The 22,480-nt window shown below is 75.2% G+C and carries 7 protein-coding genes and 1 pseudogene; 4 read left to right on the top strand and 4 right to left on the bottom strand.

Annotation, left to right across the window (positions count from 1 at the left end):
• Positions 1–30 precede the first annotated feature (30 nt).
• From B9O00_RS06360 to B9O00_RS06345, 4 genes are all read right to left on the bottom strand, one after another.
• Positions 31–273 carry a hypothetical protein gene (locus B9O00_RS06360; protein WP_085121622.1) on the bottom strand — a complete coding sequence of 81 codons (243 nt, stop codon included), beginning with the start codon at positions 271–273 and terminating at the stop codon, positions 31–33.
• Between the two features lie 501 nt (positions 274–774).
• Positions 775–3,810, bottom strand: coding sequence for an NHLP bacteriocin export ABC transporter permease/ATPase subunit (locus B9O00_RS06355; RefSeq protein ID WP_085121621.1), 3,036 nt, complete (start codon positions 3,808–3,810; stop codon positions 775–777).
• Entirely contained in the window at positions 3,807–5,975 is a 2,169-nt protein-coding gene (locus B9O00_RS06350; RefSeq protein WP_159460123.1) for an NHLP family bacteriocin export ABC transporter peptidase/permease/ATPase subunit, read from the bottom strand. Before B9O00_RS06350 ends, B9O00_RS06355 begins: the two co-directional genes overlap by 4 nt.
• A gap of 83 nt (positions 5,976–6,058) precedes the next feature.
• Complete coding sequence (locus tag B9O00_RS06345) at positions 6,059–7,345, bottom strand: NHLP bacteriocin system secretion protein (RefSeq protein ID WP_085121619.1); 1,287 nt, start codon at positions 7,343–7,345, stop codon at positions 6,059–6,061.
• 434 nt (positions 7,346–7,779) lie between these two features.
• On the opposite strand from B9O00_RS06345, the gene B9O00_RS06340 reads away from it, so the two are divergent.
• The 4 genes and pseudogenes from B9O00_RS06340 to B9O00_RS06325 all read left to right on the top strand — a co-directional run bounded on the left by B9O00_RS06340 (position 7,780) and on the right by B9O00_RS06325 (position 22,477).
• Positions 7,780–8,457, top strand: a complete 678-nt coding sequence (locus B9O00_RS06340) for a hypothetical protein (RefSeq protein ID WP_085121618.1) — start codon at positions 7,780–7,782, stop codon at positions 8,455–8,457.
• A gap of 173 nt (positions 8,458–8,630) precedes the next feature.
• Positions 8,631–14,897, top strand: a pseudogene (locus B9O00_RS06335) (beta-ketoacyl synthase N-terminal-like domain-containing protein); the annotation flags it as partial.
• Positions 14,898–14,960: 63 nt separating this feature from the next.
• Positions 14,961–20,576 carry a type I polyketide synthase gene (locus tag B9O00_RS06330; RefSeq protein ID WP_085121616.1) on the top strand — a complete coding sequence of 1,872 codons (5,616 nt, stop codon included), beginning with the start codon at positions 14,961–14,963 and terminating at the stop codon, positions 20,574–20,576.
• Entirely contained in the window at positions 20,573–22,477 is a 1,905-nt protein-coding gene (locus tag B9O00_RS06325; RefSeq protein ID WP_085121615.1) for a PfaD family polyunsaturated fatty acid/polyketide biosynthesis protein, read from the top strand. Before B9O00_RS06330 ends, B9O00_RS06325 begins: the two co-directional genes overlap by 4 nt.
• The last annotated feature ends 3 nt before the right edge of the window (positions 22,478–22,480 follow it).

Here is a 22,480-nt window from a genome sequence, read left to right as displayed (position 1 = left end):
GCTCGACGGGACGACGCGGCGGCGGAAGGCTCAGCGGTGCCGGTCGGGCGCGGGCCAGGGGGAGTCGTCGAAGCCCTCGAAGGGGGTTATCGGACAGTCCGGCAGGATCATCTCGGCGGTCTCGTCCATCGCCAGCTCGATGTGGGCCGAGACGACGTGGCTGAGGCGTGGGCCGTCGGCGCAGGGCAGGTCCAGGCCCAGGACCTTGATGTGCGAGCGCCGGTGCTGGCTGAGATAGCCCGAGGCGACGCCGATGAAGGGCGTGCGGTCCATGGTCTCGAAGTACTTGAGCTCGCCATCCTGCCAGAGGGCGGGGGTCGATGGATTCCTCGCCCAGCGTCTTGTTCGTGTAGTCGACGCCCCACCACTGGACGAGCTGCGTGCCCCAGAGCGTGAAGCGGATGTTGAAGGGCTGCCGCTCGATGCGGGCGATGAAGATCCGCCCGAACCAGCCGGCGAAGTCCTCGAAGGTGAGGTCGGAGCGTCGAGGAAGCCGCGCGCCCGTCGCGATCCGCCCGCGCCAGTTGGCGACCAGGCCCGCGAAGGGCCCGAGCCGCCAGACCTCGGTGTCCAGGGGGCAGCCGCCGTAGCGCCAGTCGAGCGGAGTCGCCGCATCGCGCCGCGTGGTGCGGATATCCCTCGGGATGGCCCAGAGCATGCGCCGACTCTAGCCAAAGGCGCCGTCGAGCGAAATCGGGGAGTGGTTTTGCGCCGCTCGGCGGCGGCGGCCGGTCCCGCGACTGCCGCGACGAGACGACGGCGCGCGGCTTCGGCTCAGGCGACCTGGCGCTTGACCAGCTCTGCGAAGGTGCCCTGCCTGGCCATCAGCTCCTCGTAGGAGCCGGATTCCACGACCCGGCCGCCGTCGATCACGAAGATGCGGTCGGCGCGGCGGATCGTGCTCAGCCGGTGCGCGATGGCGATGCGCGTGCAGGGCAGCTCGTCGACGCCGCGGCTGACGATCGCCTGGGTCTCGTTGTCGAGCGCGCTGGTCGCCTCGTCGAAGATCAGGATGCGCGGGTTGCGCACCAGGGCGCGGGCGATCATCAGGCGCTGGCGCTGGCCGCCCGAGACCGTGGTCGCCGCGTCGGTCAGGTAGGTGTCCATGCCCATCGGCATCGACTTCACGTCCTCGTCGAAGCCGGCGCGCCGGGCCGCGTCCCAGGCCTCCTCGCGGGTCGCGTCGGAGCCGGCGGCGATGTTGTCGAAGATCGTCCCGCTCAGCAGCTTGGCGTCCTGCAGCACGACGCCCAGGTTCTGCCGGACCAGGCGGCTGTTCAGCGTGGCGAGGTCGACGCCGTCGATCAGCACCGAGCCGGCGTCGGGCCGCTCGAAGCCGAGCAGCAGGCGGATCACCGTCGACTTGCCGCTGCCGGACGGGCCGACGAAGGCGACGAACTCGCCGGGCTCGATCGAGAGCGACAGGTCGTTGAGCACCGGCGGCGAGCCGGCGCCGTAGCCGAAGCGGATGCTGCGCAGCTCGACGGCGCCCTTGATCTCGCCGGGATCCTTCTTGCCGCTGTCGTTCTCCTCCTCGGCCTGGAGGATCGGCGTGATGCGCTCCAGCAGCGGGCCGACCAGGGTCAGCTGCACGGCGACGCCGACCAGGCCGATGATCGCGGTGGTGAACTGCACGTAGGCGGTGATGAAGGCGCTGAAGTCGCCGGGCGACATGATGTTGGAGAAGGCGGCGGCCTCGATGGTCTGCCAGTCGCGCGGGAAGGTGAAGAAGGCGTCGAGCTGGCCGGACTGCCAGCCGATGACCAGCAGCACGATGACCACGGCAAGGAAGGGGAAGACGCCGGCCATCACCTTGGACAGGTTGGTCCAGCCGTTCTGCCGGTTGGTCAGGCGGGCATAGGTCAGGTAGTCGTGCTCCCAGAGCCCGAACGCCGTGGCCTCGCTGCCGGTGACCCGCAGCTTCTCGATGGCGCCGAGCAGCTGGAACAGCAGGCCCTGGACCTTGCCGTCGAGGAAGATGCGCTTGCGGTTGAGCCCGACGATGGTGCGGCCGATCAGGTAGCCGCTGAAGGCATAGAGCAGGCTGACCACGCCGACCAGCAGGCCGAGCAGCCAGTCGTAGGCGATCATCAGGCCGAGGCTGAACAGCCCCATGATGCCGGAGATCGAGGAGTTGATGACCGAGCCGGTGATCAGCTGGCGGATCTGGCTGATCGACTGCGCCCGGTTCGCCAGATCGCCGACCGAGTACTGGCGGAAGAAGGGCGCGCGCAGCTTGAGCAGGCGGTCCCAGACCGCCGCCTCGACGCGCTGGTCGAGGCGTCCCTCGATGCGCAGCATGGCGATCGACTGGACGAAGTTGAAGGCCGCCGCGCCGAGCAGCGAGGCGAGCACCACGAGGCCGAGCACCAGCAGCTGCCCGCGCTCGGCGCTCGGGATGATCGTGCTGACGATGTAGCCGGTCGCGATCGGCGTGACGATCGAGGCGATGCCGGCCAGCAGCACCATGGCGACGATCATGACGAAGTCGCGGGCGTTGCCGGGCACGCTGTAGGACAGCAGGCCGCGGCCGTCGATCCTGCCCTCGGGCAGCGGCTTGTAGAGCAGGTAGACGACCGGCGCGATCTGGCGGGCGATCGCCGGCGTCACCAGGGTGTCGATGCCCGCGGTCGGGTCGACCAGCCGGTAGCGGCCCATGTCGTTCGGCAGCAGCGCGCAGGGCCGGTTCGAGGGACCGTAGTGCGCGACCAGCGGGCCGTAGTCGTCGCGCTGCCAGTCGTCGGGCATGGCGACGCGCCGGCACTGCACCGCCGAGCGGGCGCAGAGGTAGAGCACCGGATCCTGGTCCTTCGGGACCGCCGACAGGCCGCCGCGCGGCGGCACCAGGGTGACGCCGAGGTCGCCCGCGGCGGCCTCCAGCACGGCGATCAGCGGATCCGTGGCGGTGACGCCGGTCGTCGGCCGGCGCTGCTCGATGATCGCCGCCAGGCTCTGCGCGCCGGCCGAGAGATGCCGGGCCTGCTCGCTGTCGCGCCGCGCCAGCCGCGCCACCGCGGCCTGCTCGTCGCGCCCGCTCTGCTCGGCGAAGAGCGCCAGCGTCAGCCCGGCATAGGCGGCGAGGTCGGCCGCCGCCGAGCCCTGCTTCAGCCAGTCGCCGGTGGTGCGGCTCTCGAGGCGGGCCGCCGTGCCCAGGGTCAGCCAGCCGCCGTTGGCCAGCGGCAGGTGCCGGCCGGTCCAGGCGCGCTTGCCGAGCGGCCCGCCGCCGGCGAAGTCGGCGTCGCCCGGCGGGGCCGCGACCCAGGCCGTCTCGTCGCCGGTGACGAAGGCGGCCGCGGCCTTGCCGTCGGTCGTCTCCCCGGCCTTCAGCACGGCCGCGTCGCGCGGCGGCGCCGGCAGCGCGAGCGCGACGGTCAGCGCGTCGACCCAGCCCTCGATCAGGCCGGGAACCTGCCCGGCCGCCGGGCCCTCGACGGTCAGCAGCGCGGCCAGCGTGCCCGCGGCGACCTTGCCGTCGCTGGTCGGCACGGCGTGGAGGCTGCCGCCGTCGCGCGGTGCCGGCAGCCCGACGATCAGCCCGCCGGCCTCGATCCGGGCCAGGTGGCGGCGTGCCCCGGGCCGGCCGCCGGCGAGCGGCGAGGCGAGGAACAGGTCGACCGCCCCGTCGGTCACCAGCCAGGCGCGGCTCTCGCCGACCGGCTCGAAGGGGGCGTCGCGGCCGAGCCGCTCGGTCGTCGCCGGGGTGAAGCCGACGGCCTGGGCGAGCCCGGCGGCCGGGCTGGCCTGCGCGCTCGTTCCGCCGGCCGCTCCGGCCCCGGCGGGCAGCTGGTCTTGGCTCGCCGCGTCGCTCATGCCATCGCCACCAGTTCGGCGTAACGGCCCTTGCGGGCGATCAGTTCGTCGTGCCGGCCGCGCTCGATCACCCGGCCGCGATCGAGCACGATGATCTCGTCCGCGTCGCGGATCGTGCTGAGCCGGTGGGCGATGATCACGCAGGTGCAGCCGCGCCGCCGCAGGTTGTCGTCGATCTGCCGCTCGGTCTCGGCGTCGAGGGCGGCGGTCGCCTCGTCGAGCACGACGAGGCGCGGCTCGCGCACCAGGGCACGGGCGATCTCGATGCGCTGGCGCTGGCCGCCGGAGAAGTTGACGCCGCCCTCGGCGACCTGGGAATCGTAGGCGCCGATCCGCGCCGAGACGATGTCGTCGATGCAGGCGTCGCCGGCCGCCCGCCGCACCGCCTCGATCGGGATCGAGCTGTCCCACATGGTGATGTTCTCGCGCACCGTGCCGTTGAACAGGAAGATGTCCTGGTCGACGTAGCCGATCGAGCCGAGGAACAGGGCGCGGGGGATGCGGTCGATCGGCAGGCCGTCGAACAGCACCTGGCCCTCGGTCGGCCGGTACAGCCCGACGATCAGCTTGCCCAGGGTCGACTTGCCGCTGCCCGAGCCGCCGACCAGGGCGACGCGCGCGCCCGGCTCGAGCTCGAGGTCGAAGTGCTGGATCAGCGGCTCGTTGACCGGGCTGTAGGAGAAGCCGACGTCCTTGAGGCTGAGCGCGCCCGACAGCCGGAGCGACGGCGAGCCGTCGCCGAGCCGCGGCTCCGGCGCAGCGGTCGCTGCCCCGGTGACCGCCCGCCCGGCCAGCAGCGGGTCGCCGGGATAGGCGAGCACGTCGTCGATCCGGCGCAGGTTGCTCTGCAGCAGCTGCAGGCTCTGGGTCACGGTGACCAGCTGCTGCATCGGCTGCGAGAAGCGCTTGAGCAGCCACTGGAAGGCGATCAGGTCGCCGACGGACATCGCGCCGCGGATCACCAGGATGGCGCCGAAGCCGAGCATGCTGGCGATGGTCAGGGCGTTCAGCACGGCCGGCACGGCATCGAGCGTCAGCGAGATCCGGCCGACCTCCTGCCGGGCGTCGACGACCTCGCTGTTGGTCTGCGCCCAGCTGCGGAAGAAGTAGGGCTCCGTGCCCATCGCCTTCAGCGTCTCGATCGCCTTGAGGCCGCCCATGCCGGCCGCGGTCAGCTTGCCCTCCTCGTTGAGCTGGCGGCGGTTGAGCTGGGCGCGCTTGCCGCGTGCCAGCTGCACGGCTCCGATGTTGAGCAGGGTCAGCGCGACCGCGACGGCGGCGAGCTGGACGTCGAACAGGAACAGCAGGGGACCGAAGAAGGCCACCATCACCAGGTTGAGCAGGTTCGTGCTGACGCTCTCGGCCAGCAGGTCGCTGACCTGGGTGCTGGAGCGGTAGCGGGCGACGACGTCGCCGACCGTGCGCAGCCCGAAGAATTGCACCGGCAGGCGCAGCAGGTGCCAGAGGAAGCCGCCGGCGATGCCGATCGCCACGGCGATCTGCAGGCGCTTCAGGTAGAACTGCTGGACGCTCAGCAGCAGGGCGTCGAGCAGCCCCGAGAGGGCGAGGCCGATGATCAGCGGCAGCAGCCAGCTGGCCAGCTGCTTGATCAGCACCTCGTCGATGAAGACCTTGAGCAGCCCGGGCAGCAGCAGGCCGGGCACGACCAGCAGCACGGTGACCAGCAGCACGATCTCGGTCGCGCCGCGGGCGCCGCCGAGGTGGCGGCCGAGCGAGGTGACGAGGTTCGGCCCGTGCCCCTCGCGCCGGAAGCCGGCGGCCGGGCGCAGGGTGATCGCGGCGCCGGCGTAGTGCTTCGCGAAGTCGCCGGGCGACAGGCTGCGCCGGCCGCTGGCCGGGTCGTTCAGCCAGACCCGGCCGCGCGCCGAGCCTTCCAGCACCGCGAAGCCGCTGTCGAGTTGGACCAGGGCGGGGGTCGGCAGGCGCAGGGCCGCCTCGGCGCCGTCGCCGCGCTGCTGGGCCTCGAGGCCGAGGTTGTGTGCCGCGGCGGTGATGTTCTCCGCCCGGCTGCCGTCGCGGGAGACGCCCGTCTCCTCGCACAGCCGCTCGAGCGGCAGCCATTTGCCATAGTGCGCAAGGACCATGCCGAGCGCGGCCGCGCCGCTCTCGTGCGTGGCCGTCTGCAGCAGCGTCGGGACGCTCACGCGCCCGCTGCGTCCGTGCGGGCCGCCGTCGGGCGCAGCGCCCGCGGCGGGGGCGCCATCCTGCGCGGGGGAGGCGGCGGTGCTCATCCGCCGCCTCCGCCCAGCCAGGTGCCGAAGATCGGGATGATGAAGGAGATCGGCGCCTGCTCCTGTACCGCCACCTTGGCCGAGGCGGTGGTGCCGGCGGTCACCCGATGCGGCGGCCCGACCGAGGAGGTCCAGGCGAGGCCGCTCTCGGTCTTCGGGTTGTCCTCGAGGGCGATCTGCACCTCGATCGGCGCGCCGCCCTTGAGCAGCTGCTGGACCAGGGAATCGTTGTCGATCTGGTCGCGCAGCTCGGCCTCGGTGGCGGGCTGCTCGCCGACCGAGACGACGGTCCCCAGGATCGTGCCGTAGATCTCCGGCTCGACCGTGTTGGGCGAGACCAGGGCCTTCATGCCCGGGCTGACCCGCTTGCCGTCGCCGGGCCGGAAGTAGCCGTAGGCCAGCAGCGAGCGGGTGGCGCCCTCGAGCTGGGCGACCGCGGACCCGGCGGACAGCTGGTCGCCTTCGCTCGCCTCGATGGCGATGATCAGGCCTTCGTGGGGCGCGATGATGCGCGAGTTCTCGGCGATCGCCGCCTGCAGGTTGTCGACCTTGTTCTCGGCCTGGACGATCTGGTCGTCCAGGTTGCCGAGGGTGCTCTGCTGGTTGGCGATGAACTCGCTGAGGTTGGCGCGGGCGTTCTGGATGTCGCTGTGCGCCGTGGCGAGGTCGACGCGCGCGTTGTTGAGGTCGCTGCGCACCTGCTCGACGCGGTCGCGCAGCACCAGCCCCTGCTTCATCTGCTTCTCGAGCTCCGCGAGGTAAGGGCGGTAGTCCTTGACCCTCTGCTCGAGCACCGCGGCCTTGTCCTCGAGGCTCTGGATCGTCGCCTTGGCGGTCTCCTTGCGCTGCTCGATCTCCTGGTGCACGGCCTTCTCGCGCCGGTCGCGCTCCTGGCGCAGGCTGGACAGCAGGCGCTGGGCGCCGCGCAGGTCCTCGCGGTCGGTGCCGACGCGCAGCACCGCGATCAGGTCGCCCTTGGACACCCGGGAGCCGGCGCGCACGGCGAGGCGCTCGAGCCGACCCCCGGAGGGCGCGGTCAGCTCCTGCAGGACGCCGTGCTTGTACTCGATGACTCCGAGGCCGCTGACCTCGATGCGGATCTGGCCGAGGAAGCCCCAGACGACGGCGCCGAACGTGGCCACCGCCAGCGTCAGCGCGACGATCCAGCCGCGCGCCGACGTCAAGTGGGCCAGCCGGCCGATGTCCCCCGGCGTGGTCGCGCCTGCGGCCGGTGTCTCTCGCGCCTTATCCGGCGCCGCTTGCTGCTTGCGACGAGAAAGCATTCCAGCCCCCCAGCGGACCCGACGACGGCAATCCCGCTGCCCTCAGGGCGCCGGCGGCCCACCTCATTGCACGTCCAGTCGCGGCGGATTGCAAGAGGGGGCCGGGGGCCGGCGGCAGGCGGATATCGGCGGATCGTTGCCTCATTCTTGCCGGATGACGTCTGCGCGCGGGCCAGTCAAGCCAAGAACTTCCCTTCGAAAATTTAATGTACCTTTGGTTGATTTGTCCCCCTCATCCCCTTGACCGAATTGGGTCTTGGAGGCACTCTCCCACCCGACGAGCGGGCTCATCTCTCGGATCGCTCGAAGTTCTTTTTGTGTTGTGCGCGTGTTTAGTCGAGGGGGCCGGGGCGAGCGTCGAATAGTTGTGCCGGCTACCTGATTTTGCACTGCACAATACTGTGGTTTCCCCAACCGAAACAGGAGACGCGGCGATGAAAGGGCAGGCTTCGCTGATGGTGGTGCACTACGACCGCACCGATCCGAATTTCAAGGACTTCGTGACCAAGGCCGTGGAGTCGAGCCGTGATCACAAGAAGGGGCAGCGCTTCTTCACCTACGTGCCCCTGCACGGCAAGCGCGATGTCGCCTACGTCTGGTTCCCGCACGAGTCCCACTCGGAACTCCACCCGGAGAACCAGGTCTCGGCGCTGACCGAGAAGCACGGCGAGGCCGCGGCCGTGACCCTGGCCCACAAGGCCAAGAAGGCGGTCAAGGGCCTCGGCTCCGAGCTGATGCACCTCGTCGCCGAGGCCGGCAAGGTCGATGGCCCGAAGCCGTACATCATGGCCTACGGCATCAAGGTGAAGAGCGGCCAGGGCGACACCTTCCGCTCGGCCGCGAAGCACTTCATGGCGGCCAACCGCGACGCCAAGGACCCGATCCGGATCACGGTCCACCGGCCGTCGAGCGGCGCGGTCAACACCTACCTCGTGCTGCTCGGGGCGGACGACCTGGCCGAGCTCGATCCGGACGGCAAGCACAACGACCCGCGCCTGGCCAAGGCGGTCGGGCCGGAGAAGGCGGCCGAGATCGCGGCCCAGCTGAAGGACAGCACCTCCTTCGTGTGGCGCCAGCCGATGCGCTACGTCGCCGCCTACAGCAATCCGTGACGAACCCGCGCGGGACCGGCCTCGACCGGTCCCGCGCGCAAGGCGGCAGCGGCCGGTCCGGACCTTCCGGTCGGGACCGGCCGCATGCCTTCGGACGAACGGCTCACGAGATGGCTCAAGCCGGTACCTCGGTGATCGGCAGCGGTGGCCGGCATGATGGCGCGGTTGCGATCGTCGGCCTGGCCGCGTTGATGCCCGAGGCTGCCGACCTGGCGGCCTTCTGGACGAACATCCTGCGCGGCGTCGACTGCATCCGCGAGCTGCCCGAGGGGCGCTGGCGGCGAGACCTCTATTTCGACGCCGACCCCGCCGTGCCCGACCGCAGCTATGCGGCGGTCGGCGGTTTCCTGCCGAAAGTGCCCTTCGATCCGCTCGCCTTCGGCCTGCCGCCCAAGGCGCTCGAGTCGCTCGACTCCAGCCAGCTGCTCGGGCTGCTGGCCGCCAAGGCCGCGCTCGAGGACGCCGGCTATCCGGCCGGTGCCTTCGACCATGCGCGCACCGGCGTGATCCTGGGCCTCGCGGGCACGACCATGAAGTCGCTGCACGACCTGCGGGCGGCCCTGGAAGGACCGCTCTGGCAGGCGGCGCTGCGCGAGCAGGGCTTCGAGGTCGAGCGCATTGCCGAGGTCGGCACGGCCCTGCGCCGCCTCTATCCGGCCTGGGAGGAGAACAGCTTCCCCGGCTTCCTGGCCAACGTCGTCGCCGGGCGGATCGCCAACCGCTTCGACCTGGGCGGGCCGTCCTTCGCCGTCGACGCGGCCTGCGCCAGCAGCCTCTGCGCCGTCGGCCTGGCGATGGACGCGCTCGCGGCCGGCCGGGCCGACCTGATGCTGAGCGGCGGGCTCGACACCGACAACAGCGCGACCGCCTTCCTCAGCTTCAGCAAGACGCCCGCGCTCTCGCCGGGCGGCAAGGTGCGGGCCTTCGACGCCGGCGCCGACGGCACGGTGATCTCCGAGGGCGTCGGCCTGCTGGTGCTCAAGCGCCTGGCCGACGCCGAGCGCGACGGCGACCGCATCTACGCCGTGCTGCGCGGCTACGGCGCGACCAGCGACGGCCGCTCGAAGAGCATCTATGCACCGCGCCCCGAGGGGCAGGTGCGCGCGGTGCGGGAAGCGCTCGGCAGTGCCGGCATCGCCGGCGACAGCGTCGGCCTGGTGGAGGCCCACGCGACCGGCACCGAGGTCGGCGACGCCGTCGAGTTCGAGGCGCTGACCGGCGCCTACGGCGGGGCAGGGGCGCCGCCGCGCTCGATCGCGCTCGGCAGCGTCAAGTCCCAGATCGGCCACACCAAGGCCGCGGCAGGGGCGGCCAGCCTGATCAAGACGGCGCTGGCGCTGCACCACAAGGCGCTGCCGCCGACCCTCAATGTCGAGACGCCGAACCCTCGCCTCGATCTCGCGGAGACGCCCTTCTACCTCAACACGCGCACCCGGCCCTGGACGGCGCCGGCCGGCCGGCCCCGGCGCGCCGGGGTCAGCGCCTTCGGCTTCGGCGGCGCCAACTTCCACGTCCTGCTGGAGGAGGCGCCGGCCGCCGCCGAGCCCCTGCCGCTCGCGGCGACGCCGCTCGGCCTGCTGGTCGAGGCGGAGAGCCCGACCGCCCTGGCGACGCGCTGTCGGGAGCTGGCCGCGCGCCTGGGCGGGGCGGAAGCGGGGGCGGCCTTCGCCGGGCTCGCGGCGGCGCAGGCCGTGCCGCCCGCGGCCGGACGGCCCCGGCTCGGCTTCGTCGCCGCCGATCCGGCCGAGGCGGTCGGGAAGCTGTCCCAAGGGGCCGAGGCCCTGGCGCGCGCGGCCGCCGGGACGGAGAGCTGGTCGCTGCCGGGCGGGCTGCACTATCGCCCGGTCGCCCTGCCGGAGGCGGCACCCGGCGGGCTGGTCGCGCTGTTCCCGGGCCAGGGCTCGCAGTACGTCGGCATGGGCGAGGAGCTGGCCGTCGCCTTCCCGCAGCTCCGCTCGGCGATCGAGCGGCTGGACCACCGGCTCGACGCGGCCGGCCTCGCGACGCTCTCCGCCGTGCTCCATCCGCCGCCGCTGGCCGGCGATGCGCTGGGCCGGCGGGCGGCACGGGAAGCGGCGCTGCGCCGCACGCTCTACGCCCAGGCCGGCGTCGGCGCGCTGTCGCTCGGCCTGCTGCGCGCGCTGGAGAGCGGCGGCTTCCGTCCGGACTTCGCCGTCGGCCACAGCTTCGGCGAGCTGAGCGCGCTCGTCGCGGCCGGCGCGCTCGACGAGGAGGCCTACCTCGACCTCGTGGTCGCGCGGGGCCGGGCGCTGACGCCTCCCGAGGACGGCGCCGACGCCGGCGGCCTGCTGGTCGTCGAGCTGGAGCGGGCGGCGGTCGAGACGCTGCTTGAGGCGCTTCCGGGCATCAGCCTTGCCAACGCCAACGGGCCGCGCCAGACCGTGATCGGCGGCCCGACGCCGGCGGTCGAGGCGGCGGAGCGGCGGCTCGCCGAGCTCAGCCACACGGTGCTGCGCCTGCCGGTGGCGGCCGCCTTCCACACGCCGAGCGTCGGCTATGCCGAGTCGCCCTGGCGCCGCGCCCTGGCCGAGGCGGCGCTCGCCGCGCCGCGCCTGCCGGTCGCCAGCAACGCCGCCGGCGGCTTCTACGAGGCCGACGCCGGAAGCCTGCGCGCCGGCCTCGCAGCCCAGCCCTTCGCGCCGGTGCTGTTCCAGCAGAACATCGAGGCGATCTACGCGGCCGGCGGCCGGATCTTCGTCGAGATCGGGCCGCGCTCGGTGCTCGGCGGGCTGGTCGGCGCGATCCTCGGCGAGCGACCGCACCTGGCCATCTCGCTCGATCCCGGCCGCGGCGGCGGCGAGCGGCGGCTGCGCGAGGCCGTCGTCCAGCTGCGCGTCGCCGGCCTCGCGCTGACGGAGCCGCGCCCCTTCCGGCGCCCGGTGGCGCCGGCGCCGCTGCCCGACCACGGTGCCGTCGTCTGGATCGACGGCGACTCGCCCGGCGCGGCCGAGCGGCGCCGCAGCGTCGCGGCGGAGCTCGCACGCCTGGCCGAGCGCCGGCCGGCCGAGCAGCCTGCGGCGCGACCACCTGCGCTGCCTGAGAGCCCGGCCGTTCCGGCGGGCCCGGCGGCCGTCTCGGCGGCCCTGTCGGCGGCCGGGCAGGGGGCGCTCGGGCGCGCCTTCGACCTGGAGGACGCGACGCTGGCGGCGCACCGCGAGTTCCTCGGGCTGCAAGGCGAGCAGGCGCGCCTGCTCGCCGAGCTGAGCCGGGCGGGCGCCGACCCGACCCTCTTCGAGCGGGTCCGCGCCCAGCAGGAGGAGGTCACGCGCCTGCACGCCGACTTCCTGGCCGGCCAGCGCGAGCGGAGCCAGGGCCTGCGCGACGCCACCATGCCGGCCCCGTCCGGCGGCCCGCGCGCCCTGCCGGCAGTCGCGGCGCCGACGGTGCCGCCGCGGGCCGAGCCGCCGGCGTTGCCGGCGCCGGTCGCGGTTCCGGCCGCGGCGCCGGCAGCTCCGGCGGTTGCGGCAGCCGAGCTGCTGCCGCGCCTGCTGGCCATCGTCGCCGAGGCGACGGGCTATCCGGCCGAGTTCCTCGGCCCGGACATGGACATGGAGGCCGACCTCGGCATCGATTCGATCAAGCGGGTCGAGATTCTGGCGGGCCTGCGCGAGTCGCTCGGCGAGGCCGGCCGACGGGCCGGCGCCCTGCCGTCGAGCGCGCTCGCCGGTGCGCACAGCCTGCGCGCGCTCTCCGAGGCGCTGGCGCGTCATGTCGCCGGCGCAGGGGCGGCGGCCGGCGGGGCGCCGCTCGCGGCCGGGCCTTGCGAGCCCGCACCGGCCGCGGCGGCACAGGCCGCCGGCGGCCCCGAGGCGCTGCATGCCCTGCTGACCGACATCGTCGCCGACAAGACCGGCTATCCGCCGGACATGCTGGCACCCGAGCTCGACATCGAGGCCGACCTGGGCATCGATTCGATCAAGCGGGTCGAGATCCTCTCGGCCCTGCGCCAGGCGCTCGGCGGCGACGCCGGGCGCTGGCCCGACCGCAAGGCCCTGGCCGGGGCGCGTACCCTGGGCGAGGTCGCGCGCCTGCTCGCCGGGGTCGCCGCCTCGATGGCCAGCGAGGCGGTCAGCGGCGGCGCCGAGCCGGCCAACTGCAACGACCAGCCGGCCGCCGCGGAGCGGCCCTCCGCCGAGGCGCCGGACGCGACGACGACCGGGCAGCTGCAGTGGCGCGCGTTGCCGCCGGCGCGGCCCGGCCATCCGCTGCCCGCGGGCGTGCTGCTGCTCTGCGCCGAGGCCGGGCCGCTGACCGTCGCGCTGGCGCAGGCGCTGGAGGCGGCGGGGGCGACCGTCGTGGTGCTGCTGCCCCCGATCGAGGCCGGCGCGGCGGCCGCCGAGCTGCCGGAGACGCTCCACTGCCTGCCGCTCGGCGACGACGAGCCGGCGAGCCTGGACGCCGCGCTCGCCCGGGTCGAGCGGCTGTTCGGTCCGCTCGCCGGCGCGCTCTTCTGCTGGCCGGCCGGCCCGGAGGCGGCCGAGGCGGCGGTCGGCCCGACCGCGCCGCTGGCCCGCGCCCTGAGGCTCGCGGGCGGCCTGGACGCCCGGCTGGGCGCCGCCGGCTCGCCGGCCTTCGTGACCCTGGCGCCGGCGGACGCGCCGCCGGCCGCCGCCGGCCTGCGCGGCTTGGTCCGCACGCTCGCGCAGGAATGGCCCTCGGTCCGGGCGCGTGCCCTGGAGACGGCAGCGGGCCTGGATCCGGCGCGGGTCGCCGAAGCGGTGCTCGCGGAGCTGACCGACGCGGGCGAGGAGGCGAGCGTCGTCAGCCTCGACGGCGGCGGTCGCCGCGGCCTGCAGTTCGGGTCGCTCGAGCTTCCCGCGGAAGGCGCCCTGCCGGTCGGTCCGGGCGATCTGGTCGTGGTCACCGGCGGCGGCCGGGGCATCACCGCGGACTGTGCCGAGGCGCTGGCGATGGCCAGCGGCTGCCGGCTGCTGCTGCTCGGCCGCACGGCGATCGGGGATGCCGAGCCGGCCTGGGCCGAGGGCGTGGCGGAGGCCGGGCTGCGCGCGCGCGCCGTCGAGGCGCTGTCCGCGGACGGCCGGCCGACTCCGCGTGCCGTCGAGGCGGCGCTCGCGCCGATCCTCGCCGCCCGCGCCGTGACGGCGACCCTGGCGCGGCTGCGCGCGGCCGGCGTCGAGGCCGGCTACCGCGCCGCCGACGTCGCCGATCCGGAGAGCCTGCGCGCCGCGCTGGCCGAGGCCGGGCCGGTCGCCGGTCTGGTCCACGGTGCCGGGGCCTTGGCCGACCGGCGGATCGGCGACAAGCGGCCGGGCGACTTCGCCACGGTGTTCCGGCCGAAGATCGAGGGCCTCGCGGCGCTGCTGGCGGTCGTCGATCCGGCCCGGCTCAAGCTGCTCGCGCTCTTCTCCTCGACCGCCGCCGCCTTCGGCAACGCCGGGCAGAGCGACTACGCCATGGCCAATGCGGTGCTCGACCGGGTCGCCGAGCGGCTCGCCGCGCGCCTGCCGGAGACGCGGGTCGTCGCGCTCGCCTGGGGCCCCTGGAAGGCCGGCATGGTGACGGCCGAGCTGGCGCGACGCTTCGCCGAACGGGGCATCCATGCGATCGAGCCCGGGCCCGGTCGGGCGCTCTTCCTGGCGGCCTTGCGGACCGCCGGCCGGAGCAACCTCGTGCTCGGCGACGACCTCTCGGCGGCCGGCGGGCAGGGCCGGGGGACGCGGCGCTTCGGTCTCGCCGGGACGCCGCTGCTCGCCGAGCACGTCATCGACGGCCGGCCAGTGGTTCCGGCGGCCTGGCCGCTCGCCTGGATGCTGGCCGAGGCCGAGGCGCGGGGCTTTCCGGTCGCCACGGTCGAGGATTTCCGGGTGCTCGGCGGCCTGGCGCTCGACGGCGGCGAGACGCAGCCGCTGACGCTGCGCCTCGAGGAGGCGGACGGTGGGCTCGCGGCCCGGATCCTGGCGGCCGGCCGGACCGGGGCGGAGACGCCCTGCTACGCCGCCCGGCTGGTGGCGGGCGCCCGGCCGCCCTGTCCGCTGGCCTTCGAGCCGATGCAGGACGGGGCCGAGGCGGGCGATCCGGCTGCCTACCTGGACGGCCCGATCGACTACGGCCCCTCGTTCCGCGGCGTGGCCCGTGTGCTGCGGCTCGACGAGGAGGCGGCGACGATCTCGGTGATCCTGCCGGCCGAGCCGCGGGAGGGGCCGCGCAATCCGCTCGCCTACGACCTCGCGACCCACGTGCTGCTGGTCTGGCTGCAGGCGCGGCACCAGGCCGGCTGCCTGCCGAGCCGGGTCGGGCGGATCGTCTGGCCGGCCGGGCCCGCCGCGGCCGGCCCGCTGACCGCGCAGGCGCGGATCCGCTCGCTCGACGAGGAGCGGCTGGTCGCCGACCTCGCGCTGTTCGACGCCGCAGGGGCGCCGCTGCTCTGGCTGACCGGCTTCGAGGCCGTCGTGGTCGGGCGGGACCACCCGCTGTCCCTGCGTACGGCGGCGCGGCGCAGCGCCTGAGCCCGGACCCCTGTGATGCGCCGCGAGCCCCTCGCCATCGTCGGACTGTCCGCCCTGCTGCCGGGGGCGGCGGACGCCGAGGCCTTCTGGCAGCGCCTGCTCGAGGGCTGGGACGCCCTGGCGCCCGCCAGCCGCGAGGACTTCGGCCTGGACCCGGCGGCGATCTACAGCCCAGAGCGCGGCGTGCCCGACCGGCTGTGCAACCTGCAGGGCGCCTGGCTGCGCAGGCAGACCGACTGCACGGGCTATGGAGTGCCGGCGGCAGAGCTGGAGCGGCACGGCCGGCTGACGCGCTGGCCGCTGCACCTCGCGGATGCGGCGCTGCGCGAGGCCGAGGCCGGCGGGCCGCTCGATCGCGGTCGCTGCGGCCTGCTGCTCGGCGCCTATTCCTGGGGCACGACCGAGCGGTCGACTCAGCTGTTCCGTGGCCTCTACGATCCGCTGATCGAGCCGGCCCTCGGCCGGTCCCTGGGCCGGCCCGGCTTCGCCTTCGCGGGGACGGGCGAGGCGACGGCGCCGGAGAACGGGCTGGTCGCCGGCTACGTGCCCGGGCTGCTGTGCCGGGCGCTCGGCCTCGGCGGTCCGCGCTACGCCCTCGACGCCGCCTGCGCGACCTCGCTCTATGCGCTGAAGCTGGCGGCGCTGCATCTCTGGTCCGGGCAGGCCGACGCGATGGTGGTGACGGCGGCCAGCACGGTCGACGCGCTCTACGCCAGCCTCGGCTTCGCCGCCCTGCACGCGCTGCCGCCGGGCGGCGAGCGCAGCCGACCGCTCGACAGCCGCTCGGACGGCCTGTCCCTGGGACAGGGCGGAGTCGGCTTCGTCGTGCGCCGCCTCTCGGACGCGCGGGCCGAGGGGCAGCCGGTGCGCGCGGTGATCCGCGGCATCGGCCTCGCCAGCGACGGCCGCGGCCAGCACATCATCACGCCGAACGCCAAGGGCCAGCGCCTGGCCTGCGCGCGCGCCTACGCCGAGGCCGGGCTGTCGCCCGCGGCGATCGACTATGTCGAGTGCCACGCCACCGGCACGCGCCTCGGCGACCGCAGCGAGCTCAACGTGCTGGCCGAGGTCTTCGGCGCGGCGGGCGAGGGAAGCGTGCCGCCGCTCGGCGCGGTCAAGTCGAACCTCGGCCACCTGCTGACCGCCGCCGGCGGTGTCGGCGCCCTGAAGACGCTGCTCGCCATGGAGCGCGGCACGATCCCGCCGACCGTCGCCGTCGAGACGCCGCTCGCGTCCGACGACGGCCGCATCGGGCCGGAGCAGATCGTGCGCGAGCCGCGGCTCTGGCGCGAGCGCACCGCCGGGCGGCGGCGCGCGGCGGTCAACGCCTTCGGCTTCGGCGGCACCAACGCGCACCTGATCCTGGAGGACGCCACGGCCGACGAGCGGGCCGGCGCCGAGGCGCCGGACGTCTCGCTCGCGGCACCCGAGCCGCTCGCCATCGTCGGCCTGGGCGTGCAGGCCGGCAGCGCGCAGGACCTCGCGGCCTGGCGGCGACGGCTGGCCGAGGGCCGCGTCGACGCGCGGCCGCTGCCGGCCCGGCGCTGGGCCGGCCTGGAGCGTCGCCTCGGCCCGCCGCCCCGGGGCGCCTGGATCGAGAGCCTGCAGCTCGACGCCCTGCGCTATCGCCTGCCGCCGCGCGAGCTCGAGCAGCTCAATCCGCAGCAGCTGCTGATGCTCTCCGTCGCCGACGCGGCCCTGCGCGACGCCGGCGTCGCGGAGGGCGCGCGGGTCGCCGTGGTGGTCGCGACCGAGGCCGAGCTCTCGGTGCATCGGCTGCGCGCGCGCTGGGACGGCGAGGCGCGGCTGACCGAGGCCCTGGAGCGCGACGGCGTCGTCCTGCCGCCGGAGGCGCGCGAGCGGCTGGCCGGCGCCTTGCGCGCCGCCTGCCACGCCGAGAGCGAGCCCGGCACCTTCCTCGGCTACATCGGCAACCTGCTGGCCAGCCGGATCACCGCGCTCTGGGACTTCCCGGCGCCGAACTTCACCGTCTCGGCCGAGGAGAACGGCGGCCTGCAGGCGATCGCCCTGGCCGACCTGCTGCTGCGGGCGGACGAGGCGGATGCCGTGCTGGTCGGCGCCGTCGACCTGTCCGGCGGCCCCGAGGCGGTCTGGCTGCGCCGGCTGCTGGCCGGCGGCGAGGCCGAGCCGGGCCTGGCCCTGGCGCCGGACGGCGGCTGGTGGCCGGGCGAAGGCGCGGCCGCGCTGGTGCTGCAGCGGGCCGGGGCGGCCCGCGCGGCCGGGCGCCGCTGCTACGCCTCGATCGACGCCCTGGCCGAGCAGCCGCTCGACGGCGATCCGGCCGCTGCGGTCGAGGCGACGGCGCGCGCCGCCCTCGCCGCCGCCGGCATCGGCGCCGAGGAGGTCGGGCTGGTCGAGGCCTTCGCCGGCGGGATCGCTGACGAGGACGCCGCCGAACTGGCCGGCCTGGCCGCGGTCTACGGGCCGGGCGAGGCGCCCTGCCTGCTGGGCAGCGCCAAGGCCCAGTGCGGTCACACGGGGGCCGCCGCCGGCCTGCTCGCCGTGGCCCGGGCCGCGCTCTGCCTGGCCGACCGCCTGCTGCCCGGGCAGCCGGACTGGCCGGGATCGCGCAGCCTGCCGCCGGGCGGGGCCGGCCGGCTGGTCGTCGGCGGTTCGGCCCGGCCCTGGCTGCGCCGCAAGGGACCGCGCCGCGCGGCGGTGCAGGGGCTCGGCCTCGACGGCCGCAGCTTCCACCTGCTGCTCTCCGAGGACGCCCGGCCGGCGGCCCCGCGGCTCGGCCTGGCGGAGGCGCCGCCGCTGCCGCTCCCGGTCTTCGCCGGCGACCTCGCCGGCCTGCTGGCCGGCCTCGACGCCCTGGAGAAGGACGCTCGCGGGCTCGCCGGGATCGCCCGCGAGCGCCTGCTCGAGGCCCCGCCCGACGGGCTGGCGCTGGTCCTGGTCGCGCGCGACCGGGAGACCCTGGCGCGCGAGATCGAGCAGGCGCGCCGGACGCTGCCCGCGGCCTTCGCCGAGGGCCGCGACTGGCAGACCCCGGCCGGCAGCTGCTGCGCGCCCCGGCCGCTCGGCCGCGCGGCCAAGGTCGCCTACGTCTACCCGGGCATCGGCTCGGTCGGGCCCGGCCTGGGCAGCGAGCTCTTCGCCCTGGCACCCGAGGCGCTGGCCGAGATCGAGGCCGCCTTCGCCGACCCGGCCGCGGCGCTCTCGGCCGACCTCGTCTATCCGGCGGCCTTCGGCAAGGTCGGCCCGGCGGAGCTGGAGGCCGCCGACGAGGCGCTGCTGTCCGACGGCCTGGCGGCGCTCAAGACGACGCTGATCTACGCCGTCGGCTACGCCCGGCTGCTCTCGGCACGGCTCGGCCTGGAGCCGGACTTCGCCTGCGGCCATTCGATGGGCGAGCTCTCCATGCTGGTCGCAGGCGGCGCCTGGGGCCTGTCGGAGGACTGGCTGCAGGCGGTCGTCGCCAGCGAGAGCGTCACGCGCCGGCTCTGCGGCCCCAAGCAGGCGGTGCGCGACCTCTGGGGCCTCGCGGACGACGCGGCGCTTGACTGGTCGAGCTTCGTGCTGCCGGCCGATCCCGAGGCGGTGCGGGCCGCGCTCGTCGGCGAGCCCCGGGTCTACCTGACCCACGTCAACGCGCCGGGTGAGACGGTGATCGCGGGCGAGGAGGCGGCCTGCCGCCGCGTCGCCAAACGCCTCGGCTGCGACGCCCTGCGCTCGACCGACGCCATGGCGATCCACTGCCCGCCGGTCGACGGCGAGCGGACCGCCCTGGCCGCGCTGCTCGACCGTCCGCGGGCCGCCGAGCCGGCGACGCGCTTCCTCTTCTCGGCGGCGCGCGGCCGGTCGGCGGCGCTGCCCGGAGACCCGCAGGCGCTGGCCGCGCTGCTGGTCGAGGGCATGGTCCGGCCGGTCGACTTCCCGGCCGCCGTCGAGCGGCTCTACGCCGAGGGCGCGCGCTACTTCCTCGAGGTCGGCGCCGGCGCCACCTGCAGCCGCTGGGTTGCCGCGACGCTGGCCGGCCGGCCGCACCTCGCTCTGCCGGTCAACCGGCGCGGTGCCGGCGACACAGCCAGCCTGACCCGCCTGCTGGCCGCCCTGATTGCGCAGCGCGCGCCGGTCGATGCGGCGGGCTGGGCGGCGCTGCTGCCCGAGCCGCCGGCACCGGTGCGCATGCCGATCCGGGTCGTGCTGGGCGGCGCCTCGATCGCCGAGGCGCTCGACGACCTGCCGTGCCTCGCGCCGGCTCCGCAGCCGGCGGCGACCGCTGCCGTGCCGCCGCCGCTGCCGTCGGCGCCCGCATCGGACCGCACCGCTCCCGGTGTCGCCGCCCTGGCCGAGCTGGCGATCGGCACCGCCCGGGCGCATGCCGCCTTCCTGGCCGGCCGGCGGGCGGCGCTGGCCGAGATCGCGGCCTTGGCTGGCCTGGCGCCTGCTGCGGTGCCTGCGGCCGCAGTGGTCTTCGACGAGGCCGCCGTCGCGGAGTTCGCCGAGGGCAGCCTGGCCAAGGTGCTCGGCCCGGACTACGCCTTCGCCGACCGGCTGCCGCGCCGCGTCAGGCTGCCGGCGCCGCCCTTCCTGGCGCTCAGCCGGGTGACGGCGATCGACTACCGTCCCGGCGTGCTGGGGCCGGCGACGATCAGCACGGAGTACGACGTGCCCGATCCGGCCTGGCACGGCGTCGAGGGCGAGGTGCCCTATCTCGCGATGGACGCCCAGGGCATCCTGCTGCTGCTCAGCTGCCTCGGCATCGACCGGCGGCTCGGCGGCACGCGCGGCTTCCGCTGGCTCGACGCCCGCCTGACCTTCCTCGGTGACCGGCCGCGCGCCGGCCAGCGCATCGACTACGACATCGCGATCGACCGCTTCGTCGAGCACGGCGACACGCTGCTGTTCTTCTCGGACTACCAGGGCCGGGTCGACGGCCGGCCGATGCTGCGCATCGACGACTGCTGCGCCGGCTTCTTCAGCGCCGAGGAACTGGCCGAGGGGCAGGGGCTGGCCGACGGCGGCCGGCCGCCGCGGCCGGCGCCACGCGAGCGGCTGGCCAGCGCCCGCGAGGCGCTGACGGCCGAGGACCTGCAGGCCCTGACCCGGGGCGCCTTCGCGGCGGTGCTCGGCGAGGCGGTGCCGGCGGGCCCGGCCCTGCGCCTGCCGCCGCCGGCCATGCTGATGCTCGACCGCGTGACCCGGATGGAGGCGAACGGCGGACGCCACGGCCGCGGCCTGGTCGTCGCCGAGAAGGATCTCGACCCGGAGCACTGGTTCATCCGCGCCCACTTCCTCGACGACCGGGTCTTCGCCGGGCCCTGCATGATCGAGGGCGGCCTGCAGATCCTGCAGCTCTTCGCCCTCTGCTGCGGGCTCGGCAGGCCGGACGCGCGCCTGCAGCCGATCGCCGGGGTGCCGCTGACGGTCAAGTTCCGCGGCCAGATCCCCGGCACGCGCAGCCTCTTCACCTACCGCCTGGAGATCGTCGAGCGCGGCCTGGAGCCGCTGCCCTACCTGGTCGCCGACGTCGACCTGATCCACGAGGGCCGGGTGCGCGGCCGGCTGAGCGGCCTCTCCCTGCAGGTCGTGCCGGAGGGCGCGAGCGTCCGCGTCGCGGCCGAGGCGATCGAGCGGGCGCTCGCGACGGAGACTGCCGGGTGAACGCCTTCGACCGCCCTTCCGCCCCGACGGCAGCCGAGCTGCGCCGGCGCCTGATGGCGCTCGACGCGCCGCTCGCCCTGCTGCGCTTCGACGACGGCGGCTTCGCCCTCGCCGAGGCCGGCGCGCCGCTGCCGCCGGGGACCCGGCTCGCCGGCCTGGTGCCGGCGCTGCAGCCCGAGGATCTCGGCAGCGCCCGCTTCCGCGCGGCGCACGGCCTGCGCCTCGCCTACGCGGCCGGCTCGATGGCCGGCGGCATCGCCTCGGAGCGGCTGGTGACGGCGCTGGGCCGGGCCGGATTGCTGGCCGGCTTCGGCGCCGCCGGCCTGTCGCTGGAGCGCATCGAGGCGGCGATCCGGCAGCTCAGGGAGGCGCTGCCGCAGGGACCCTGGGCGGTCAACCTGATCCACACGCCGGACCGCCCTGAGGACGAGCTGGCGCGCGTCGCCCTGTTCCGCCGGCTCGGCGTCACGACGATCGAGGCCTCGGCCTTCATGGAGCTGACCCCGGCGGTCGTCGCCTTCCGCGCCGGCGGCCTGGCGGCGGGTCCCGGCGGGGTGCCGCTCGCCTCGACGCGGGTCGTCGCCAAGCTGTCGCATCCGCGGGTCGCCGAGCAGTTCCTCTCGCCACCGCCGGCGGCGCTGGTGGAGCCGCTGGTCGCCGACGGCACGATCACCCGCGCCCAGGCCGAGCTGGCGGCGAGGCTGCCCGTCGCCGAGGACGTCACGGTCGAGGCCGATTCCGGCGGCCATACCGACAACCGGCCGCTGGTCGGCCTGCTGCCGGCGATGCTGCGGCTGCGCGACCGGCTGCAGGCCCGCCACGGCTATGCCGAGGCGCCGCGCATCGGCGCGGCCGGCGGTCTCGGCTCGCCGGAGGCGGTGGCCGCGGCCTTCGCGCTCGGCGCCGACTACGTCGTCACCGGCTCGATCAACCAGGCTTGCCGCGAGGCCGGGACCTCGGAGGCCGTCAAGGCCCTGCTGGCGGAGGCCGGCTTCGACGACGTCGCCATGGCGCCGGCCGCCGACATGTTCGAGCAGGGCGTGCAGGTGCAGGTGCTCAAGCGCGGCACGCTCTTCGCGATGCGCGCGCGCCGCCTGTGGGAGCTCTACCGCAGCCACGACTCCTGGGCGGCGATCCCGGAGGCCGAGCGCGCCAGGGTCGAGCGCGAGCTGTTCCGGGCCCCGGCGGACGCGGTCTGGGCCGAGTGCGAGCGCTACCTGGCCGCCGCCGAGCCGGCCGCGCTGGCCGAGGCGCGGGCCAGCGAGAAGCGCCGGCTCGGTCTGCTGTTCCGCTGGTACCTAGGGCTGTCGTCGAAGTGGGCCGGGTCGGGGGATGCCGAGCGGCGCAGCGACTACCAGGTCTGGTGCGGCCCGGCGATGGCCGCCTTCAACGACTGGACGGCCGGCAGTCCGATGGCCGAGCCCGCCGGCCGCGGCGTCGTCGAGGTCGCCGAGGCGCTGATGCGCGGGGCCGCCTACCTGGCCAGGCTCGCGCACCTGAGGGCGGCGGGCCTGGAGCTGCCGGCCGAGCTCTCGGTGGTGCCGCCCGAGCCGCCGGCCTCCGCCGCTCCCGCCGGCCCGGCGATCGCGCCGGCCGCTGCCGCCCCGCAATCCGCCCCGCAATCCGCCTCGCAGCCCGCCCCGCCGGACGCAGACGGCGAGCGCCCGGATGCCGAGGCGATCCAGGGCTGGCTGATCGCCGAGATCGCGGTGCAGCTGGGGGTGCCGGAGGAGGAGATCGATCCGCGCCGCTCCTTCGAGAGCTACGACCTGGATTCCGCGCAGGCGCTCGCGGTCATGAGCCGGCTGGAGGGCTGGCTGCAGCGCCGGCTCTCGCCGACCCTGGTCTGGAACTACCCGACCATCGAGGCGCTCGCCGAGCGCCTGGGCCACGGAAGATGAGAG

It is taken from the genome of Tistlia consotensis USBA 355 (genome assembly GCF_900177295.1).
Taxonomy (GTDB): Bacteria; Pseudomonadota; Alphaproteobacteria; order Kiloniellales; family DSM-21159; genus Tistlia; species Tistlia consotensis.
Note: the sequence above shows the minus strand (reverse complement) of the source record. Positions and strands in the feature narration are given on the sequence as shown.